Raw genomic sequence first — 18,700 nt, 5'->3', positions numbered from 1 at the left:
TTTCGGTAAGGGGCGGGGTTGGGGAAAATCAGCCCCCCAACAACCCCCGGACCGCCCCCAAAAGCCGATCACTCGTCCCCCGGTCCCGCACCGCCACCCGAAGCCACTCAGCCCCTAGGCCCGGGAACGTATCCCCCCGCCGCAAGGCGAAGCCCCGTTCCCGGAGCCGTTCCCGAAGAGCCGCGGCCTCAGGAGCACGGAGCAGGATGAAAGGGCCCTCCGCGGGCTCCACGGCCCGCACCCCGAAGGGGGCCAACTCCCGCAGTCCGGCCAGGAGATGGGCCCGATCCCGAGCCACCCGCACCGCCGCCACCGAAGCCTCCGCAAGCGCCGCAGGCGTCACGCAGGCCTCCGCCGCCGCCAGCGCGGGGGAGGAGACGGGCCACAGCGGCTGCGCCCGCGACAAGGCGTCGATCGTCTCCGGGTCGGACAGGACGTAGCCGATCCGCAGCCCCGCCAGACCCCACGTCTTGGTGAGGCTGCGCAGGACGACCAGACCCGGTACGTCCGTGCGGCCCGCAAGGGCCTCACGCTCACCCGGCACCGCGTCCATGAATGCCTCGTCCACCACCAACACCCGCCCGGGGCGGGCGAGTTCGGCGATCGAGGCCGCCGGGTGGAGGACCGACGTCGGGTTCGTCGGGTTGCCGATCACCACCAGGTCGGCGTCCTCGGGGACGGCCGCCCCCGAGAGGCGGAAGCCGTCCTCCTCCCGGAGCAGCACCCGCCCCACCGCATGCCCCGCGTCCCGCAGCGCCGCCTCCGGCTCGGTGAACTGCGGGTGCACCACCACCGGCTGACGTGCCTTCAGGGCGCGGGCGAGGAGTACGAACGCCTCCGCGGCGCCCGACGTGAGCAGCACCCGGTCCGGCGTCACACCGTGCCGCCGCGCCACCGCGGCCCGCGCCGCCCCGCCGTCCGGATAGGCGGCGAGGCCGTCGAGCGAGGCGGCGATGTGCCGCTTCAGCCAGGCGGGCGGGGTGTCCGCGCGGACGTTCACCGCGAGGTCGGTGAGGCCGTCGGCGCCCCGGACCTCGGCATCCCCGTGATGCCGTAGGTCCGGTTCGCCGTCGTACCCGGCCTCGGCCCCGGGGCCGGTCTCAGTGGGAGTGCGCATGGGATCCGTGGTGGTGGCCGTGACCGTGGCCATGGCCGTGCGCGTGGTCCCCGTCGTCGTCCGGGTGGAAGTGCGGCTGCTGCGGGGCCCCCACCTTGTCCTCGAAGCCGGGCAGCGCGATGCGGTAGACGCAGGAGTCGCAGTTCATCCGCAGATCGCCCTTGACCGCCTCGCGGTAGCGCTCCATGACGAGGTCGAGCAGCTCCTCCTCGGGGCCGATCACGTCCGCCGAGCGCACCTCGATATCGGGGTGCGCCGCCGCCCAGCCGTCCGTCTGCTGGCGGACCCGGTCCGGCAGGATGCCGGTGAACAGGAAGTACGGCAGGACCACGATCCGCTTCGCGCCGAGACGCACACAGCGGTCCAGGCCCGACGGCACGTCCGGCGCCGCGAGCGACACGAACGCCGTCTCCACGCCCGCGTAACCGCGCCCCTCCCACAGCAGCCGCGCCGCCTTGAGCACCTCGGCGTTGGCGTCCGGGTCGGTCGAACCGCGGCCCACGAGCAGCACCGTGACGTCCGCGCGGTCCTCCGGCGTGCGGGCCGTGCCGCCGAGCGCCTCGTCCAGGCGGCGGTCCAGGACCTTCAGGAGCGAGGGGTGCGGGCCCAGCGGGCGGCCGTAGGTGTACGAGATGCCGGGGTGGCGCTCCTTCTCGCGGGTGAGGGCCGCGGGGATGTCGCCCTTGGCGTGCCCGGCCGACACCAGCATCAAGGGGACGGCCGCGAAGCGTTTGACGCCCCGGTCCACGAGGTCGGTGACGGCGTCGCCCAGCGGCGGCGGCGACAGTTCGATGAAGCCGCCGGCGACCGGGAGTTCGGGGTTGCGGCGGGCGAGCTCCTGCACGAAGTCCCGGAAGGCGGCCGCCCCGGCCTCGTCACGGGTGCCGTGTCCGGCGATGAGCAGTGCGGGCGGGGTGGTCACTGGGACTCCTTGGATGCTTCGGGGGTTGTTTCGTTCGCACCGGAAGACGGCGCGGGGTGGTGTGGCAGTGAGGCCTCGTCGGACGGCGCCGGGTGGTACAGCAACGCGTTCAGCGCCGCCGCGGCCACCGCCGAACCGCCCTTCTCCGACACATTGCTGACGGCGGGAAGCCCGCTCTCGCGCAGCGCCGCCTTGGACTCCGCGGCCCCCACGAAGCCGACCGGCAGGCCGATCACCAGGGCGGGCGCCGCGTCGAGTACGAGCAGCTCCTCCAGGGCGGTCGGCGCGCAGCCGATCACCCAGATCGCGCCGGGGCCCACCTCCTCGTACGCGAGGCGGATCGCGTGGGCCGAACGGGTAAGGCCCGCATGGGACTTGGCGTCCTTGAGGCGGCAGATCGTCTGCCGCTTCGTGATGCCCGCGGCGACCATCTCCACGTCGGCGACCACGGGCGCACCCGCGTGCAGCGCCGCGTGGGCGGTCACGAGGGAGGCCTCGTCGGTGACGAGGTCCGTCGCGTAGTCGAGGTCGGCCGCGGAGTGGATGACGCGCTCCACGACCGCGCGGGTCAGCGGCGCGAAGTGCGAGGTGTCCAGGCGGGCCCGCAGCCGCCGGAACGACTCCTGCTCGATGGGGTGGACGACACGGGTCACTTGGTCACCTCCGAAGGGGCGGCCGGGTCCGAAGGGGTGGCCGCGTGCTGCCAGCGGTAGCCGCGCGGGGTCACCATGCGGCCCGCGATCTCGCGGGTCGCGGTGTTGCCGACGGTCACGACCGTCATCATGTCGACGATCGACGGGTCGAGTTCACCGATCGTGCTCAGCCGCGCCGACTCGTCCGGGCGGGACGCGTTGCGCACCACGCCCACGGGCGTCGACGGCTCCCGGTGCCCGGCCAGGATCGACAGGGCCTTCGGGAGCTGCCAGTCGCGGCCCCGGCTGCGCGGGTTGTAGAAGGTGACGATGATGTCCGCCTCCGCCGCCGCGCGCACCCGGCGCTCGATGACCTCCCACGGAGTGTGCAGGTCGGACAGGCTGATGGACACGTGGTCGTGGCCGAGCGGGGCGCCCAGGATCGCCGCGGCGGCGAGCGCGGCCGTCACGCCGGGCACGCCGATGACGTCGATGTCGTCGCTCGCCTCGGCGAGCGCGGGCGACGCCATCGCGTACACGCCCGCGTCACCGGACCCGATCAGCGCGACCGCCTGCCCCTTCTGGGCCTCCGCGACGGCGGTACGGGCCCGCTCCTCCTCGGCGCCGAGGCCGGACTCGATGAGCTTCGTGCCGGGCCTGAGCAGGTCACGGATCTGGTCGACGTACTGGTCGAGGCCGACCAGGACCGAGGCCCTGCGCAGTTCCTCGCGGGCGCGCGGCGTCAGCAGATCGCGGGCGCCGGGACCGAGCCCGACCACGGCGAGCCGCCCGCGGGGCTCCTTGCGCACGATCGCGCAGGTCGCCATGGGCGCACGGCCCTCGGGCGCCGACTTCCGCTTGGGTACCAGGAGTTCACCGCCGCCGCGCAGTGCCGCGGCCTCCGCCACGGAGGGCGTACCGACGGCGGCGAGCGGCGCGTCGGACGGGTTCGGCACCTCGATGGCGGCCAGCTCGTCGGCCGGGTACGTCACCACCGGCACCCCGAGGCGCGCGGCGGCCCCGACGATGCCGGGCTCCTCCGCCTTCGCGTCGACGGTCGCCAGCGCGGCGACGGACGCGGGGGAGAGCCCCGCGTCACGCAGGGTGTCCTCGACGAGCCCGAGGACTTCCTCGACGGGAGCACCCTTGCTGGCGCCCACGCCCACGGTGAGCGAGCCGGGCCGCAACACGACCTCACCCGGACCGAGTTCGCACACCCGGTCCGACACCCGGATGACCGGGTGTCCCTGCCCCGGTGTGACGTTGGACGGCAACGCGGGCAGCGGGTAGGCCAACTCCGCGTCCAGCGCGACCGGTTCGCCGTCGAGGATCGCGCGGGTGACCCCGGCGACGTCCCCCTCCACCGGCAGGCCGAGCGTGTCGAGCCCCGCCGCGTCCACGGAGTCGGTCGCCGTCGTCACGACGGGCGTGGCCCCCAGGACGTCCGCCACCTCATGAGCAAGGGCATTGGCGCCCCCCTCGTGGCCGCCGAGCAGCGCGACCGCGAAACGCCCGGCCTCGTCGACGCACACGACCCCGGGGTCGACGTCCTTGCCCCGCAGGAGCGGCGCGGCAAGGCGCACCACGGCGCCGGTGGCGAGGAAGCACACCACCTGCTCGCACTCCGCGAAGGCCTGCTCCAAGGCCTCCCGAACGGGACCCTCGTACACCCGCGTCCGCGAGGGCCATGTCGCGGCGACGCGGTCGCGTGCCGCGCCGCCCGCCGACGTGGCGGAGATCAGGCCGATCACTGAACTACTCCTTCAGACAGGTCAGGCAAGGAAGATGTGGGGCGGGTGCCCCACACCAGGAAGACCGGATTGGCCGCGGCGAGCCGCGAGACCCCACCGGGCAGCGGCGCGAGCCGCGACGACTGCAGCAGCACCCCGTCGCAGTCGTACCCGGCACCGCTCAGCGCGGCCCGGACCGCGGGCACCCGGTCGATCGCGGCCAGGGCGACCACGACGGTCCGTCGCGCACGGCGCGCGCACGCGGCCACTATGGCGGGCAGCTCACGGCCGCCGCCGCCGATGAACACGGCGTCCGGGTCCGAGAGATCGGACAGGACGGTGGGCGCGGCCCCGTGCACGGCCCGTACGTCGACACCGTGCGCGGCGGCGTTCGCCCGGACGCGCTCGACGCCGTCGGCGGTCTTCTCCACGGCGACGACGGCCGCCCCGAACCGCGCGCACTCCACGGCGACCGACCCCGATCCCGCGCCGATGTCCCACACGAGGTCACCGAGGCGCGGCCCGAGCCTGGCCAGGGCGAGCGCCCGCACCTCGAACTTGGTGATCATCGAGTCGCGGTGCGTGAACTCGTCCTCGCCCAGGGCCCATCGGTCGGGGGTGAGCCGCGCCCCGGCGACGGTCCGCACCGGCGCCAGGACCCGCTCCTCGTCCAGGCAGAGGACGACGCTCACCGCGCCGCCCCAGTCACGGCCCGCGGCCTCGGCCGGCGTGACCCGCTCGACGCGCTCGTGCACCGGGTCGCCCAGGGCGGAGGCCACGACCAGGGTGCGGGTGTCGGCGCGGCGCATCAGCTCGGCGCCCAGCTCGGCGGGGCCGCCGCCGGGGCCGGTCAGGACGGCCACCTTGGGGTGCGCGCGGCAGGCGTTCACGGCGGTGCGCGGATCGCGCCCGTGCGCGCTCACCACCACCGCGTCGTCCCACGGGAGCCCGGCCCGCGCGAAGGCGGTGGCGACGGACGAGACGCCGGGCCGGATGTCCAGCTCGGCGGGCCCGAACCGCTCGGCGAGCGCCCGCACGATCCCGAAGAACCCGGGGTCCCCGGAGGCGAGCACGACGACACCGCCGTCCGCCGGGTCCGCCTTCGCCAGCCGCTCCTCGATGGCGTCGAGCGCGGGGGCGAGCGGCCCCATCACCACGCGGGCCGTCCCCGGCGGCGGCCCGGCCGCGTCGATGTGCCGCCGTGCGCCCACCACGAGGCTCGCGGCGCGCACCGCGTCGAGGGCGGCCGTGTCGAGCGGCGCCCCCGTCCCCGTACCGACGACAGTGATCATGAAGTGGCCTTCTCGGCGCGTAGCGCGGCCCGCGCCTGCGGGTCGGCCTTGCGGAAGCCGTGGAAGTGGCCCGGGTGGTACAGGTGCGAGCGGGTGCCGTGCGCGGCGAGCGCGGGGCCGACCAGGAAGAGGGTGTGCTTCCAGAGCTTGTGCTCCTTGACCGTCTCCTCCAGGGTCTCGATGGTGCAGTGCAGGATGAGCTCCTCGGGCCACGTCGCCTGGTACGCGATGACGACGGGCGTGGTCGTCGGGTAGCCGCCCTCCAGGAGCTCCCGCACCAGCTGGCCGCTGCGGGCCGTGGAGAGGAACAGCGCCATCGTCGTGCCGTGCCGCGCGAACTCCCGTACCTCCTCGCCGGGCGGCATCGGCGTCTTGCCGCCGCCGAGCCGGGTGAGGATCACGGACTGCGCGACCTCGGGGACCGTCAGCTCGCGCTGCGCGATCGCCGCGACCGCCGAGAACGACGAGACGCCGGGCACGATCTCGGTCTCCACCCGCAGATCGGCGCACCGGTCGACCTGCTCCTGCGTGCCGCCCCACAGGGCCGGGTCGCCGGAGTGGATGCGGGCCACCTTCAGGCCCTCGGCGGCGGCCCGCTCGTAGACGGCGACCACCTCTTCGAGGGACATCGTCGCCGAGTCGAGGATCTCTGCGCCTGCACGCGCGTGTTCGAGTACTTCGGGCTGTACGAGGCTTGCCGCCCAGATGACGACATCGGCGTCCGCGATCGCTCGCGCGGCCCGGAAGGTGAGCAGGTCGGCTGCGCCGGGCCCTGCCCCGACAAAGGTCACCTTGCCGGTGGTGGCTTCGGCGTCGGCCATGGGTGTGGTTCCTCTCGTGAACGGACAGAATCGAGCGGTTGTCGCCCCGCGGCCGGATGTCGGACGTGCGGGGCAGGGGGTCAATCGGCTAGCAAGGGCGCATGGCGGTGTTCGTGGCGCTCGGCGCTTTCGTGATGACCCTGGTGGGCGGCTGGACGGCCCAGCGGGTCACTGACCGGCGCCACCTCGTCCTCGGGCTCGCGGGCGGTCTGATGCTCGGCGTGGTCGGCCTCGACCTGCTGCCGGAGGCGCTGGACGCCGCGGGCGCCCCCGTCTTCGGCGTACCGGCGGCGCTGCTCCTGTTCGTCGCGGGCTTCCTCGCCGCGCACCTCGTGGAACGGCTCCTCGCGGGCCGGCACGCCGCGCACGGCGGGGACGAGCACACGAACGGCCGGGTCCCCCAGGTGGGCCTGACGGCGGCCGCTGCGATGGTCGGTCACAGCGCCATGGACGGCGTAGCGATCGGCGCCGCGTTCCAGGTGGGCGGAGGCATGGGGACGGCCGTGGCGCTCGCGGTCATCGCCCACGACTTCGCGGACGGCTTCAACACGTACACGATCACCAGCCTGTACGGGAACGCCCGCCGCAAGGCCCTCGCGATGCTCTTCGCGGACGCGGTGGCCCCCGTGGCGGGCGCCGCCTCGACGCTCCTGTTCACCATTCCGGAGCAACTGCTCGGCGGATATCTCGGCTTCTTCGGCGGAGCGCTGCTCTACCTGGCCGCCGCGGAGATCCTGCCGGAGGCGCACCACGAGCACCCGGCCCGCTCGACGCTGCTGTGCACGGTGGCGGGAGCGGCGTTCATCTGGCTGGTGGTGGGCATCGCGGAGTGAGGCCGCGGCATGCGCCGAGGTCACAGTTTCCCGCCCCGGCCGCCCTCGCGCCGCGCGGGCGCGATGAGGGTCGACAGATAGGGCAGCGGGGCGTCACCGAGGTCGGCGGCCCCTTGGACGGACTCCTCGGGCAGCCCCAGGGCGGAACCCCACACCGCGTCGTCGATCCGCCCGGTCTCCCGCAGCGCGGCGGCCACCTCATGGGCGAGCCGCCCGAACTTGTACGCGACGACCGTGCCGGGCCCGGCGAGCGCGTCCTTGAGCACGGCGGCGCCCGCGGTCACCGGCACCAGCGTCAGCGGCTCGGTGCCCTCGGTGAGGACGGCACCGCTGCGCGCGGCGAGGTCCTGCATGGCGGTGATCCCGGGCACGGTCTCCACCTCGACGCCGGGCACGAGCTCCGCGATGGTCTGCGCGAGGTAGGTGAACGTCGAGTACACGTTGGGGTCGCCGATCGTCGCGAACGCCACCGAGCCGTTCTCCCGCAGCAGCGCGGCGACCCGCTGGCCTGCGGCGTCCCACGCGGCCTCGCGGCGCTGCCGGTCGCTGCGCTCGTTGAGCGCGAACACGACGCGTACGACCTTGTCCTCGGGGACATAGTGCAGCACGGTCGCCTCGGCACGGCCGCGCTCCCCGCCGTCCGTCCCGTCGACCGCGGCCATGACGGGCACGACGACGACGGCGGCGGCGCGCAGGGCGTTGACGCCCTTGACGGTGACGAGCTCCGGGTCTCCGGGCCCGACCCCGACACCGGTCAGCTTGCTGCTCATGCTCCGCACCTCTCTACGAACCGACGGGCGATACCGGGTTCGGCGGCCCAATGCGTGTGCAGGTAACTCGCGTGCACACCTTGCTGTACGAAGCCTTCGAGGCGCCGCTCAGGAGCGTGCATCCCCCAGGCGGCGACCGCCCCGGCGCCCGGTTCGACGACGGTGCGGTGGAACTCGTGCCCGCGCATCCGGGTCCCGGCGGCCGCGAGGGAACTGTCCGAGACGGCGACGGCCTCGCGGTAGCCGAGGGTCAGCCGCTCGGACATGCGGGAGTGCGTGTCGAGCACCCCGCACATCGGCTTCCCGTCCAACTCCCGGGTCAGATAGAGCAGTCCGGCGCACTCGGCGGCCACGGGCGCGCCGCTCAGGGCCAGTTCGGCGACGGCCTTGCGCAGCGGCTCGTTGGCGGAGAGCTCCGGCGCGTACACCTCGGGGAATCCGCCCCCGATGACCAGTCCGGCGGTGCCCGGCGGCAGTTCCTCGTCGTGCAGCGGATCGAAGGTGACGACCTCGGCTCCGGCGGCTTCGAGCAGCTCGGCGTGCTCGGCGTACGAGAAGGAGAACGCGGCGCCACCGGCGACGGCGACGACGGGCCGCGTGCCACCGGCGGCAGCAGGACCCGGGTCCCAGGGCTCGGCGCCCAGCGTGGGGGCACTGCGGGCCAGGGCGAGCAGCGCGTCCAGGTCGCACCCCTCCCGCACCTGCGCGGCCAGCGCGGCCACCGAATCCACGGCTTCGGCCCGCCGCTCGGCCACCGGCACGAGCCCCAGGTGCCGGGAGGGCGCCCGCACCTGCGGGGCCCGCCCCAGCGCCCCGAGGACCGGCACCCCGGACTCGTCCAGGGCTTCGCGCAGGAGCTCCTCGTGGCGCGCGGAGCCCACCTTGTTGAGGATCACGCCCCCGATCCGCACCTCCGGGTCCCAGGACGCGAAGCCGTGCACCAGCGCGGCCACGGACCGGGACTGCGAGGACGCGTCGACGACGAGGACGACGGGCGCCCGCAGCAGCTTCGACACCTGCGCGGTGGAGGCGAGTTCACCCTGCCCCGAAGCGCCGTCGTAGAGCCCCATGACGCCCTCGACCACCGCGAGGTCGCACCCGCGGGCCCCGTGCGCGAACAGCGGCGCCACCATGTCGGGCCCGCACAGGTACGCGTCGAGATTCCGGCCGGGGCGTCCCGTGGCCAGCGCGTGATACCCGGGATCGATGTAGTCGGGCCCCACCTTGTGCGGGGACACGGCGAGCCCGGCCGCCGTGAACGCGGCCATCAACCCCGTGGCGACGGTCGTCTTCCCGCTTCCGGAAGACGGCGCTGCGACCACAAGCCGAGCTACCACTCGATGCCCCTCTGGCCCTTCTGCCCGGCGTCCATCGGATGCTTGACCTTGGACATGTCGGTGACGAGATCGGCGAAGCCGACCAGGGCCTCGGGCGCGTTGCGCCCGGTGATGATCACGTGCTGGTTGCCGGGGCGCGTCCGGAGGGTCTCGACGACCTCGTCCACGTCGATCCAGCCCCAGTGCATGGGGTAGGCGAACTCGTCGAGAACGTACAGCTGGTACGTCTCGGCGGCGAGGTCGCGCTTGACCTGCTCCCAGCCCTCGCGGGCCTTCTCCTCGTTGCTCTGCTCGCCCTCGGCGGGCGCGCGCTGGATCCACGACCAGCCCTCGCCCATCTTGTGCCAGTCGACGGACCCGCCCTCGCCGGAGGCCCCGAGGACCTTGAGGGCGTTCTCCTCGCCGACCTTCCACTTCGCCGACTTCACGAACTGGAAGACCCCGATGGGCCACCCCTGATTCCAGGCCCGCAGCGCGAGCCCGAACGCGGCGGTGGACTTCCCCTTGCCGATCCCGGTGTGCACGATCACCAGCGGACGGTTGCGCCGCTGACGCGTGGTGAGCCCGTCGTCCGGCACCACGCTCGGCTGCCCCTGCGGCATCAGGCCACGCTCCTCATCCGAGTTCCCTGTACGTCCTTGACGAGCCCGGCGATGGACTCGGCCCGCAGCTCGTCGAGCGTCACGGCGGTCCCGCCGAGCTCACCCGCGAGCTGCCCGGCGAGCCCGAGCCGCACGGGCCCCGACTCGCAGTCCACGACCACGGAAGCGATCCCGGCCGCCCCGAACAGCCGCGCCGCACGCCCCGCCTGGGCCACCGGCTCCACGCCACCCGTGGCCCGCCCGTCCGTCACAACCACGACCAGCGGCCGCCGCGCGGGATCCCGCAGCTTCTCCACCCGCAGCACCTCGTGCGCCTTGAGCAGTCCGGCGGCGACGGGCGTACGCCCGCCGGTGGGCAGCGTCTCCAGTCGGGCGGCGGCGGCGTCCACGGAGGAGGTCGGGGGCAGCGCCACGGTGGCGTCCGCACCCCGGAAGGTGATGAGCCCGACCTTGTCCCGCCGCTGATACGCGTCAAGCAGCAGGGAGAGCACCGCGCCCTTCACGGCGCTCATGCGCTGCCGGGCGGCCATGGACCCGGAGGCGTCCACGACGAAGAGCACGAGGTTGCCCTCACGCCCCTCCCGCGTCGCCTGCCGCAGATCGTCCCGCCGCACGACGAGCCCCCGCCCGGAGCGCCCGCGCGCCCGCTGATGCGGGGCCGCGGCCTGCACGGTGGCCGCCAGGTGCAGCTTGGTGAGCGCCCCCTGGGGCCGCCGGGCCCCGGTGGTCCGCCCGTGCTCGGTCCGCGCCCGGGAGCGGCGCCCCGCGGCACCCTCACCCAGGCCGGGCACGCTCAGCATCTTGGTGCGGAACGGCTCCGCGGCTCGCACGGCCTGCTGCTCGCCGCCACCGGCGGCCGGGGACTGCGCGGGGGAGGCGTTCTCGTCCTGCCCTGCTTCACCGCCCTCGCTCTCCGTGGCGGGAGCGTCGGAGGCGTCGGGGGTGCCTTCAGGGGTGTCGGGCCCGCCCTCCGGCGGCCGGCCGCCGCCACCGGGGCCGCCGCCGTCCGGGTCGTCGTCCCCGCCGTCGCCCTCGTCGTCGGCCGACTGCTCCAGCGTGTCGTCGAGCTTGTCCTCGTCGAGGCCCGGCGCGTCGAAGGGGTTGCGGCGGCGCCGGTGCGGCAGCGCGAGGAGCGCGGCCTGCCGCACGTCCTCCGCGAGCACGTCCTCGCGTCCGGCCCAGGCGGCCAGGGCCGTCGCCGTACGCGCCATCACGATGTCGGCCCGCATCCCGTCGACCTCGAAGGCTGCGCAGGTGGCCGCGATCTGCCGCAACGCCCCGTCGCCGAGCCGTACGTGGGGAAGCAGGGCGCGCGCCGCGACGATCCGGGACCGCAGCGCGGACTCCTCGTCGTGCCACCGCGCGGCGAACCCCTCCGCGTCGTCGTCGTACGCGAGCCGTCGCCGTACGACCTCGACGCGCTGGTCGGTCTCCCGCGACGCGGCGACCTCGACGGTGAGTCCGAACCGGTCGAGCAACTGCGGGCGCAGTTCGCCCTCTTCGGGGTTCATGGTGCCCACGAGCAGGAACCGCGCGGCATGGCGCACGGAGACGCCCTCGCGCTCGACGTACGAGGCGCCCATGGCGGCGGCGTCGAGCAGCAGGTCGACCAAGTGGTCGTGCAGCAGGTTCACTTCGTCGACGTAGAGGATGCCGCGGTGGGCGTCGGCGAGCAGCCCCGGCTCGAAGGCCTTGACGCCCTCGGCGAGCGCACGCTCGATGTCCAGCGCCCCGACCAGGCGGTCCTCGGAGGCTCCGACGGGCAGTTCGACCATCCGCGCGTCCCGCACGGTGGCCCCGCCCGCGTCGTGCGGACCGTCGGGGCAGGCGGGGTCGGGGGCGGCCGGGTCGCACGAGAACCGGCAGCCGGCCACGACGGGCACCTGCGGAAGGAGGGCCGAAAGGGCCCGCACGGCCGTGGACTTGGCGGTGCCCTTCTCGCCGCGCACGAGCACGCCGCCGACGGCGGGGGACACGGCGTTGAGCAGCAGGGCGAGCCGCAGGTCGTCCTGTCCGACGAGGGCGGTGAACGGATAGGGGGTACTCACAAGGCCTCCATTGCGTGGTCCAGGGCGGGGCAGGGGACGGCGGGCCTCACCCGTCCCCCTCCAGCTCGCCCTCAAGCTCAAGGTAGGTGGCCCGGAGCCGCTCCAGGGTTCCCGCGTCCGGCTCGGCCCACAGCCCGCGCTCGGCCGCTTCGAGCAGCCGCTCGGAAATCCCGCGCAGCGCCCAGGGGTTGGACTTCTGCATGAACTCCCGGTTCTCGGGGTCGAAGACGTACTCGGCGGAGAGCTTCTCGTACATCCAGTCGTCGACCACGCCCGCCGTGGCGTCGTACCCGAAGAGGTAGTCGACGGTGGCGGCCATCTCGAAGGCCCCCTTGTATCCGTGGCGCCGCATGGCCGCCATCCAGCGGGGGTTGACCACGCGGGCCCGGAAGACGCGGTGGGTCTCCTCGCCGAGCGTGCGGGTCTTCACCTGGTCGGGCGTCGCGGAGTCGCCGACGTACGCCTCGGGCGACTCACCCGTCAGGTGCCGCACCATGGCGACCATGCCGCCGTGGTACTGGAAGTAGTCGTCCGCGTCGACCAGGTCGTGCTCCCGGGTGTCCACGTTCTTCGCGGCCACGGCGATCCGCCGGAAGGCCGTCTCCATGTCACCGCGCGCGGCCTTGCCGTCGAGGCCGCGCCCGTAGGCGTAGCCGCCCCACACCGCGTACACCTCGGCGAGGTCGGCGTCGCTGCGCCAGTTCCGCGCGTCGATCAGCGGAAGCAGACCGGCGCCGTACGCGCCCGGCTTGGAGCCGAAGATGCGGGAGGTGGCGCGCCTGCGGTCACCGTGCTCGCCGGTGTCCTCGTCGGCGTGCGCCCGTACGTAGTTGGATTCAGGCTCCTCGTCCAGTTCCGCCACGGCTCGCACCGCGTCGTCGATCAGGCCGATGACGTGCGGGAACGCGTCGCGGAAGAAGCCGGAGATCCGCACCGTCACATCGATGCGGGGCCGCCCGAGCTCCTCCACCGGCACGATCTCGAAGCCGGTCACGCGCCGCGACGCGTCGTCCCACACGGGACGGCAGCCGAGGAGCGCCAGGATCTCCGCGATGTCGTCGCCCTGCGTGCGCATCGCCGACGTGCCCCACACGGTCAGGCCGACCGACTTCGGGTAGTCACCGGTGTCCGCCAGATAGCGCGCGATCAGCGAGTCGGCGAGGGACTGGCCGACCTCCCACGAGAGGCGCGAGGGGATCGCCTTGGGGTCGACGGAGTAGAAGTTGCGGCCGGTCGGCAGCACGTTCACGAGCCCGCGCGTGGGCGAACCGGAAGGCCCGGCCGGGACGAATCCGCCGTCGAGCGCCAGCAGGATGTGCCCGATCTCGTCCGTGGTGCGGGCCAGGCGCGGCACGACCTCCTCGCAGGCGAAGCCCAACACGGCCACGGCGGGGGGCAGTTCGACGCCGACCACGTCCCGTACGAGCTCCCGCACGGCGGCGAGCTCCCAGCCGCGCTCCTCCATGCCCTCCGCGAGGCGGCGGCAGAGCTGCTCCAGGAGGTCCAGGGCGTCCGCGCCGGACCGCGCGGGCCCGTCGACCAGCGAGGTGAGACCGTCGGCGACCTTCACCGCGGCGCCCGGCTCGGCGAGCAGCTCCTTCTCGCTCAGCCCGAAGTGCTCGGCGAGACAGGCCCGCAGACCGGGCAGGGCGTTGGCCTGACCGCCCCACACCTGCGAGGCGCGCAGCACGGCGAGGACCAGGTTGACGCGGGCCTCGCCCTCCGGGCCGCCGCCGAGGATGTGCAGACCGTCGCGGATCTGCACGTCCTTGATCTCGCACAGATAGCCGTCGATGTGCATGACGAACTCGTCGAAGGCGGTGTCGTCGGGCTGCTCGTCCACGTGCAGGTCGTGGTGGAGCTCGGCGGCCTTCACGAGCGTCCAGATCTGCGCCCGCACCGCAGGCGCCTTCGTCGGGTCCAGGTCGCTGACCAGCGCGTACTCGTCGAGCAGCTGCTCCAGCTTCGCCAGATCACCGTACGTGTCCGCGCGCGCCATCGGCGGCACCAGGTGGTCCACCACGGTCGCGTGCCCGCGCCGCTTGGCCTGGGTGCCCTCACCCGGGTCGTTCACGATGAACGGGTAGATCAGCGGCAGCTCGCCGAGCACCGCGTCCGGGGCGCAGCCCCCGCTCAGGCCGAGGCCCTTGCCCGGCAGCCACTCCATCGTGCCGTGCTTGCCCATGTGGACGACCGCGTCGGCGCCGAAGGACATCTCCAGCCAGCGGTAGGCCGCCATGTAGTGGTGCGAGGGCGGCATGTCGGGGTCGTGGTAGATCGCGATCGGGTTCTCGCCGAAGCCGCGCGGCGGCTGGATCATCACGACGACGTTCCCGAACTGCAGGGACGCGAGGACGATGTCGTCGCCGTCCACGTACAGGTTGCCGGGCGGCTCGCCCCACGCCTGCAGCATGCCGTCGCGCAGCTCCGGGGCCAGCGTGTCGAACCACGCCCGGTAGTCGGCGAGCGGCACGCGCGCGGGGGCGGCCGCCAGCTGCTCCTCGGTGAGCCATTCGACGTCGTGGCCACCGGCGTTGATGAGCCGGTGGATGAGCTCGTCGCCGTTGTCCGGGTGTCCCTCGACGACGTACCCGGCGTCCCGCAGCGAGTCCAGGACGCGCACCGCCGACGCGGGGGTGTCCAGGCCGACCGCGTTGCCGACGCGCGAGTGCTTGGTCGGGTACGCGGTGAAGACCAGGGCGAGCTTCTTCTCCGCGTTCGGCTTGTGCTTCAACCGGGCGTGGCGCAGGGCGATTCCGGCGACCCGGGCGGCGCGCTCGGGGTCGGCGACGTACACCGGTACGTCGTCGGGGCCCTGCTCCTTGAAGGAGAACGGCACAGTGATGATGCGGCCGTCGAACTCGGGGATCGCGACCTGCATGGCCGCGTCCATGGGGGAAAGCGCGGCGTCCGACGCGTCCCACGTGGCACGCGAGGAGGTCAGGCACAGTCCTTGCAGGACAGGGATGTTGAGGTCGGCGAGCGCGCCGATGTCCCACGCCTCCTCGTCGCCGCCCGCGCTCGCGCCCGAGGCGTGCGTGCCGCCCGCCGCGAGGACGGTGGCGACCAGGGAGTCCGCCCGCCCCAGGATCTCGTACAGTCCCGCGTCCGCGCCGCGCAGCGAACCGCAGTACACGGCAAGGGCGTTGGCGCCCCGCGCCTCGATCGCCTCGCACAGCGTGTCGACGAAGCCGGTGTTCCCGGAGAGCTGGTGCGCCCGGTAGAAGAGCACACCCACGGTCGGCCGGCCCTCGACGAACGGGCGCGTGCCGTGCACCCCGTACTCGGGCATCTTCTTCGGCTCGGCGCTCTGCCGCTCATGGGCGTCACCGGAGCGCGCGGGTCCCGCCGCGAGGACGTCCTCCTTGAGGAACCGCACCAGCTCACGCAGGTTCTCCGCGCCGCCCTCGACGAGATACCGCAGGGCTTCCGCCACCGACCCGGCGTGCACGGTCGACTCGGCCATCAGCTCCGCGTCCGGCACGGCCTCGCCGCCGAGCAGCACCGTCGGGATCCCGGCGGCCTTCAGCGCCGCGAGCCCGTCCTCCCAGGCACGCTTGCCGCCGAGCAGGCGTACGACGGCGACGTCCGCGCCCTCGATCAGCGCGGGCAGCTCGTCCTGCACGTCGACCCGGGTCGGGTTGCCGATGCGGTAGGGGGCGCCGGAGGCACGGGCGGCAAGGAGGTCCGTGTCGGCGGTGGACAGAAGCAGGACGGTCATGAGGGTGCCCCCGGTGCGATGAAGGGGAGACCGGCGGGTGCGCCGGTCTCGATCAGGCTGAGCAGCGCGTCCGTGTCCGCGTGTTCTTCGATCAGGTCGCCGAGCAGGTCGAGCTGCTCCTCGCGCAGTGCGCCGAAGCTGGTGTCGGGCGCGGGCACGAAACGGCGCCCGGCGGCGCGGGCCACCTCGGTGAGGAAACGCCGCCGGAACGCGTCGGACTCCAGGGAGCCGTGCCAGTGCGTGCCCCACACCTCGCCGACGCGGCAGCCGTCCAGGAAAGGCTCCCCGCCCAGGACTTGAGCGACGCCATGATGGATCTCGTACCCCTCGACGGGTTCTCCGAGGGCCTCGCCGACGGGCCGCGCGAGGGTCTTCTCCCGCTCGAACCGCACGCGCACGGGCAGCAGCCCGAGCCCGTCCACGGCGCCCGCCCGCGACTCGACGTCGTCCTCGATGTGCTCGCCGAGCACCTGGAAGCCGCCGCAGATCCCGAGCACGGGCCGCCCCTCCGCAGCACGCCGGGCGATCGCGTCCGCGAGGCCGCGTTCGCGCAGCCACTCCAGGGCGCGCACGGTCCCGCGCGTGCCTGGGACGATCACCAGGTCGGCGTCGACGAGTTCCTCGGCCCGGTCCACGAACCGCACGACGACGCCCGGTTCGGCGGCCAGCGCGTCCACGTCCGTGAAGTTCGACATCAGCGGTACGGCACAGACGGCGACCCGCAGCACGTCCGCACCGACCGGGGGAGCGACCACGGACTCCCGCACGGCGCCCCGCAGGGACACCCGGAGCCCGTCCTCCTCGTCGATGCCCAGGCCGTGCTGGAACGGCAGCACACCGAACGTCCGCCGCCCGGTGAGCTCATGGAGCATGTCGAGCCCCGGTTCGAGCAGCGAGACGTCGCCCCGGAACTTGTTGACGAGATACCCGGCGACCAGCTCCTGGTCCTGGGCGCTGAGCAGCGCGGTCGTCCCGAAGAAGGAGGCGAAGACGCCCCCGCGGTCGATGTCTCCCACCACGACCACCGGGAAGCGGGCGGCCCGCGCGATCCCCATGTTCACGATGTCCGTACGCCGCAGATTGATCTCGGCGGGACTGCCCGCGCCTTCACAGATCACGGCGTCATAGCTGCCCCGAAGTTCCTCCAGGCATCCCACGACGGTGGAGAGCAGCGCTTCCTGCCGCCCGCCGTGGTAGCCCCGCGCGCTCATCTCGCCCACGGGCTTGCCCATCAGGACGACCTGGCTGCTGCGGTCGCTGCCCGGCTTGAGCAGCACGGGGTTCATCAGCGCGCTCGGCTCGACCCGGGCGGCCTGCGCCTGCATGGCCTGGGCCCGCCCGATCTCGGCACCCTCGCGCGTGACGAAGGAGTTGAGGGACATGTTCTGCGCCTTGAAGGGCGCGACGGAGACCCCCTTGCGCGCCAGCCACCGGCAGATCCCGGCGGTGACGACGCTCTTCCCCGCGTCGGACGTCGTCCCGGCGACGAGCAGTCCACCGCTCATGAGGCCCTGCCTTTCCGTAGTGTGCTCACGGCCGCGGCGACGCCCAGGGCCAGCAGCCCGACCCGCCGCGACAGCTTCACGGCCCGCTCGATGTCGGTGACTTCGACGCCCCGCCCGTCCCCGTTCAGGACGGGCCGGTGCTCGACGCGCCCCGCGTACGAGAGCGTCCCCCCGAGCCGTACGCCCAACGCCCCGGCGAAGGAGGCCTCGACGGGCCCCGCGTTGGGGCTCGGATGCTTCGCCGCATCGCCGCGCCAGGCGCGCAGGGCTCCCCGCGGCGAGTCCCCGGCGGCAGCCGCGAGCACGGCGGTGAGCCGGGCCCCGGGCCATCCCAGTACGTCGTCGAGCCGCGCGGAGGCCCAGCCGTAGCGCCGGTACCTCGCGGATTTGTGCCCGACCATGGCGTCGAGGGTGTTGACGGCGCGGAAGGCGACGAGCCCGGGAACGCCGCCGACGGCGCCCCACACGAGCGCCCCGACCACGGCGTCGGAGGTGTTCTCGGCGACGGACTCGACCACGGCGCGCGCGATGCCGTCGGCGTCAAGTGCCTGCGGATCCCGGCCGCACAGATGCGGCAGCCGCTCCCGCGCCACCTCGATGTCCCCGGCGGCCAGCGCCCCGCCGACGGCCCGCGCCTCACGCCCCAGCGAGGTGCCGCCGACCACGGCCCAGGTGGTGGCGGCGGTCAGCGCGACGGACGCGGCGCGCGAGTCACGTACAAGGGAAGAGGCCAGGACGGCGGCACCGGCCGCACCTCCGGCACACACCACGGCATGCAGGGCGCCCCACCCGCGGTGGTCACGCCACAGCACACGCTCGACGGCAGCGGCGGCCCGCCCGAACGCGGCGACCGGATGCCCGCGGCGGGGATCGCCGAGGAACAGATCACCGAGGAGGCCGGCGGCGGCGCCGTACGCGAAGTCGCGATCGGCACGCATCGGTTCAGCCGGCCGTTGTGCCGAGAGGGGAGCTCACGCTCGGGAACTGGTCCTGCAACGGGCGGCCGCGCATGGCGATATGTCCTCACTCAGGGTGTCCGCGCCCTGGTTCGACGTGATCGGCGGCGAGAGTTCCTGGCTTCCGAGGAGTCAGCTCCTCGATGACAGTGGCGGGACCGCGCCGGATTCGCACCGGCTTCCTCTCCTGCTGCCGTATTGGCTCCGGCAGTCCACCACGGCCCGCGAAGGCCCGTCAACTCGCCGTTGACCTGCGACGGGAGAGTGTGCTGAGGCCCACAGCCGGGCCTCTGACGGCTCCTTGCCGGGCCCACGGACAAGAGAGTGGGGTGGGGGGGGGGGGGGGCCCCCCCCCCCCCACCCCCCCCCCCCCCCCCCCCAAAACCGAGACCTAAAAGAACGAGAACCACACAC

Annotated in this window: 14 protein-coding genes and 1 riboswitch; of the genes, 1 reads left to right on the top strand and 13 read right to left on the bottom strand. The window is 73.7% G+C overall.

Annotation, left to right across the window (positions count from 1 at the left end; translation table 11 throughout):
- Positions 1-28: 28 nt before the first annotated feature.
- From cobC to cobM, 6 genes are read right to left on the bottom strand one after another with little or no spacing between them, the layout of a single operon-like run.
- Positions 29-1,117 carry an Rv2231c family pyridoxal phosphate-dependent protein CobC gene (cobC, locus tag AB0E78_RS00405; RefSeq protein ID WP_361826218.1) on the bottom strand — a complete coding sequence of 363 codons (1,089 nt, stop codon included), beginning with the start codon at positions 1,115-1,117 and terminating at the stop codon, positions 29-31.
- Complete coding sequence (locus tag AB0E78_RS00400) at positions 1,101-2,039, bottom strand: sirohydrochlorin chelatase (RefSeq protein WP_361826215.1); 939 nt, start codon at positions 2,037-2,039, stop codon at positions 1,101-1,103. The genes cobC and AB0E78_RS00400 overlap by 17 nt, the downstream gene beginning before the upstream one ends.
- Entirely contained in the window at positions 2,036-2,692 is a 657-nt protein-coding gene (locus AB0E78_RS00395; RefSeq protein WP_361826213.1) for a precorrin-8X methylmutase, read from the bottom strand. The genes AB0E78_RS00400 and AB0E78_RS00395 overlap by 4 nt, the downstream gene beginning before the upstream one ends.
- Positions 2,689-4,422, bottom strand: coding sequence for a precorrin-3B C(17)-methyltransferase (cobJ, locus tag AB0E78_RS00390; protein WP_361826211.1), 1,734 nt, complete (start codon positions 4,420-4,422; stop codon positions 2,689-2,691). The genes AB0E78_RS00395 and cobJ overlap by 4 nt, the downstream gene beginning before the upstream one ends.
- Positions 4,419-5,693 (bottom strand): precorrin-6y C5,15-methyltransferase (decarboxylating) subunit CbiE, encoded by a 1,275-nt coding sequence (gene cbiE / locus AB0E78_RS00385; RefSeq protein WP_361826208.1) that lies wholly within the window; start codon positions 5,691-5,693, stop codon positions 4,419-4,421. Before cbiE ends, cobJ begins: the two co-directional genes overlap by 4 nt.
- Positions 5,690-6,514: a precorrin-4 C(11)-methyltransferase gene (cobM, locus tag AB0E78_RS00380; RefSeq protein WP_361826206.1), complete on the bottom strand. Its 825-nt coding sequence runs from the start codon at positions 6,512-6,514 to the stop codon at positions 5,690-5,692. Before cobM ends, cbiE begins: the two co-directional genes overlap by 4 nt.
- Positions 6,515-6,615: 101 nt before the next feature.
- On the opposite strand from cobM, the gene AB0E78_RS00375 reads away from it, so the two are divergent.
- On the top strand, positions 6,616-7,347 hold the full coding sequence (locus AB0E78_RS00375; protein ID WP_361826204.1) for a ZIP family metal transporter: 732 nt from the start codon (positions 6,616-6,618) through the stop codon (positions 7,345-7,347).
- 20 nt (positions 7,348-7,367) lie between these two features.
- On the opposite strand, the gene cobI is transcribed toward AB0E78_RS00375, so the two are convergent.
- Genes cobI through AB0E78_RS00340 form a run of 7 tightly spaced genes read right to left on the bottom strand, consistent with a single transcriptional unit; the run spans position 7,368 to position 18,268 of the window.
- Entirely contained in the window at positions 7,368-8,117 is a 750-nt protein-coding gene (gene cobI, locus AB0E78_RS00370) for a precorrin-2 C(20)-methyltransferase (RefSeq protein ID WP_361826202.1), read from the bottom strand.
- The gene (locus tag AB0E78_RS00365) at positions 8,114-9,454 is read right to left on the bottom strand and encodes a cobyrinate a,c-diamide synthase (protein WP_361826200.1); all 1,341 of its coding nucleotides are present in this window, start codon (positions 9,452-9,454) and stop codon (positions 8,114-8,116) included. The genes cobI and AB0E78_RS00365 overlap by 4 nt, the downstream gene beginning before the upstream one ends.
- Positions 9,448-10,056, bottom strand: a complete 609-nt coding sequence (gene cobO, locus AB0E78_RS00360) for a cob(I)yrinic acid a,c-diamide adenosyltransferase (protein WP_361826197.1) — start codon at positions 10,054-10,056, stop codon at positions 9,448-9,450. The genes AB0E78_RS00365 and cobO overlap by 7 nt, the downstream gene beginning before the upstream one ends.
- Entirely contained in the window at positions 10,056-12,104 is a 2,049-nt protein-coding gene (locus AB0E78_RS00355; RefSeq protein WP_361826195.1) for a putative cobaltochelatase, read from the bottom strand. Before AB0E78_RS00355 ends, cobO begins: the two co-directional genes overlap by 1 nt.
- Positions 12,105-12,150: 46 nt before the next feature.
- Positions 12,151-15,825 carry a cobaltochelatase subunit CobN gene (gene cobN, locus AB0E78_RS00350; protein WP_361826192.1) on the bottom strand — a complete coding sequence of 1,225 codons (3,675 nt, stop codon included), beginning with the start codon at positions 15,823-15,825 and terminating at the stop codon, positions 12,151-12,153.
- A complete protein-coding gene (locus AB0E78_RS00345) occupies positions 15,822-17,330 on the bottom strand; it encodes a cobyric acid synthase (protein WP_361826189.1) in 1,509 nt (502 codons plus the stop codon). Before AB0E78_RS00345 ends, cobN begins: the two co-directional genes overlap by 4 nt.
- Positions 17,327-18,268: a cobalamin biosynthesis protein gene (locus tag AB0E78_RS00340; protein WP_361826186.1), complete on the bottom strand. Its 942-nt coding sequence runs from the start codon at positions 18,266-18,268 to the stop codon at positions 17,327-17,329. Before AB0E78_RS00340 ends, AB0E78_RS00345 begins: the two co-directional genes overlap by 4 nt.
- A gap of 108 nt (positions 18,269-18,376) precedes the next feature.
- Positions 18,377-18,519, bottom strand: a riboswitch (cobalamin riboswitch).
- Positions 18,520-18,700: the final 181 nt, after the last annotated feature.

Origin of the sequence: Streptomyces sp. NPDC032198 (assembly GCF_040636975.1) — a bacterium.
Classification (GTDB): domain Bacteria; phylum Actinomycetota; class Actinomycetes; order Streptomycetales; family Streptomycetaceae; genus Streptomyces.
The sequence above is the reverse complement of the archived record's forward strand: the minus strand, read 5'-3'. Positions and strand labels throughout refer to the sequence as shown.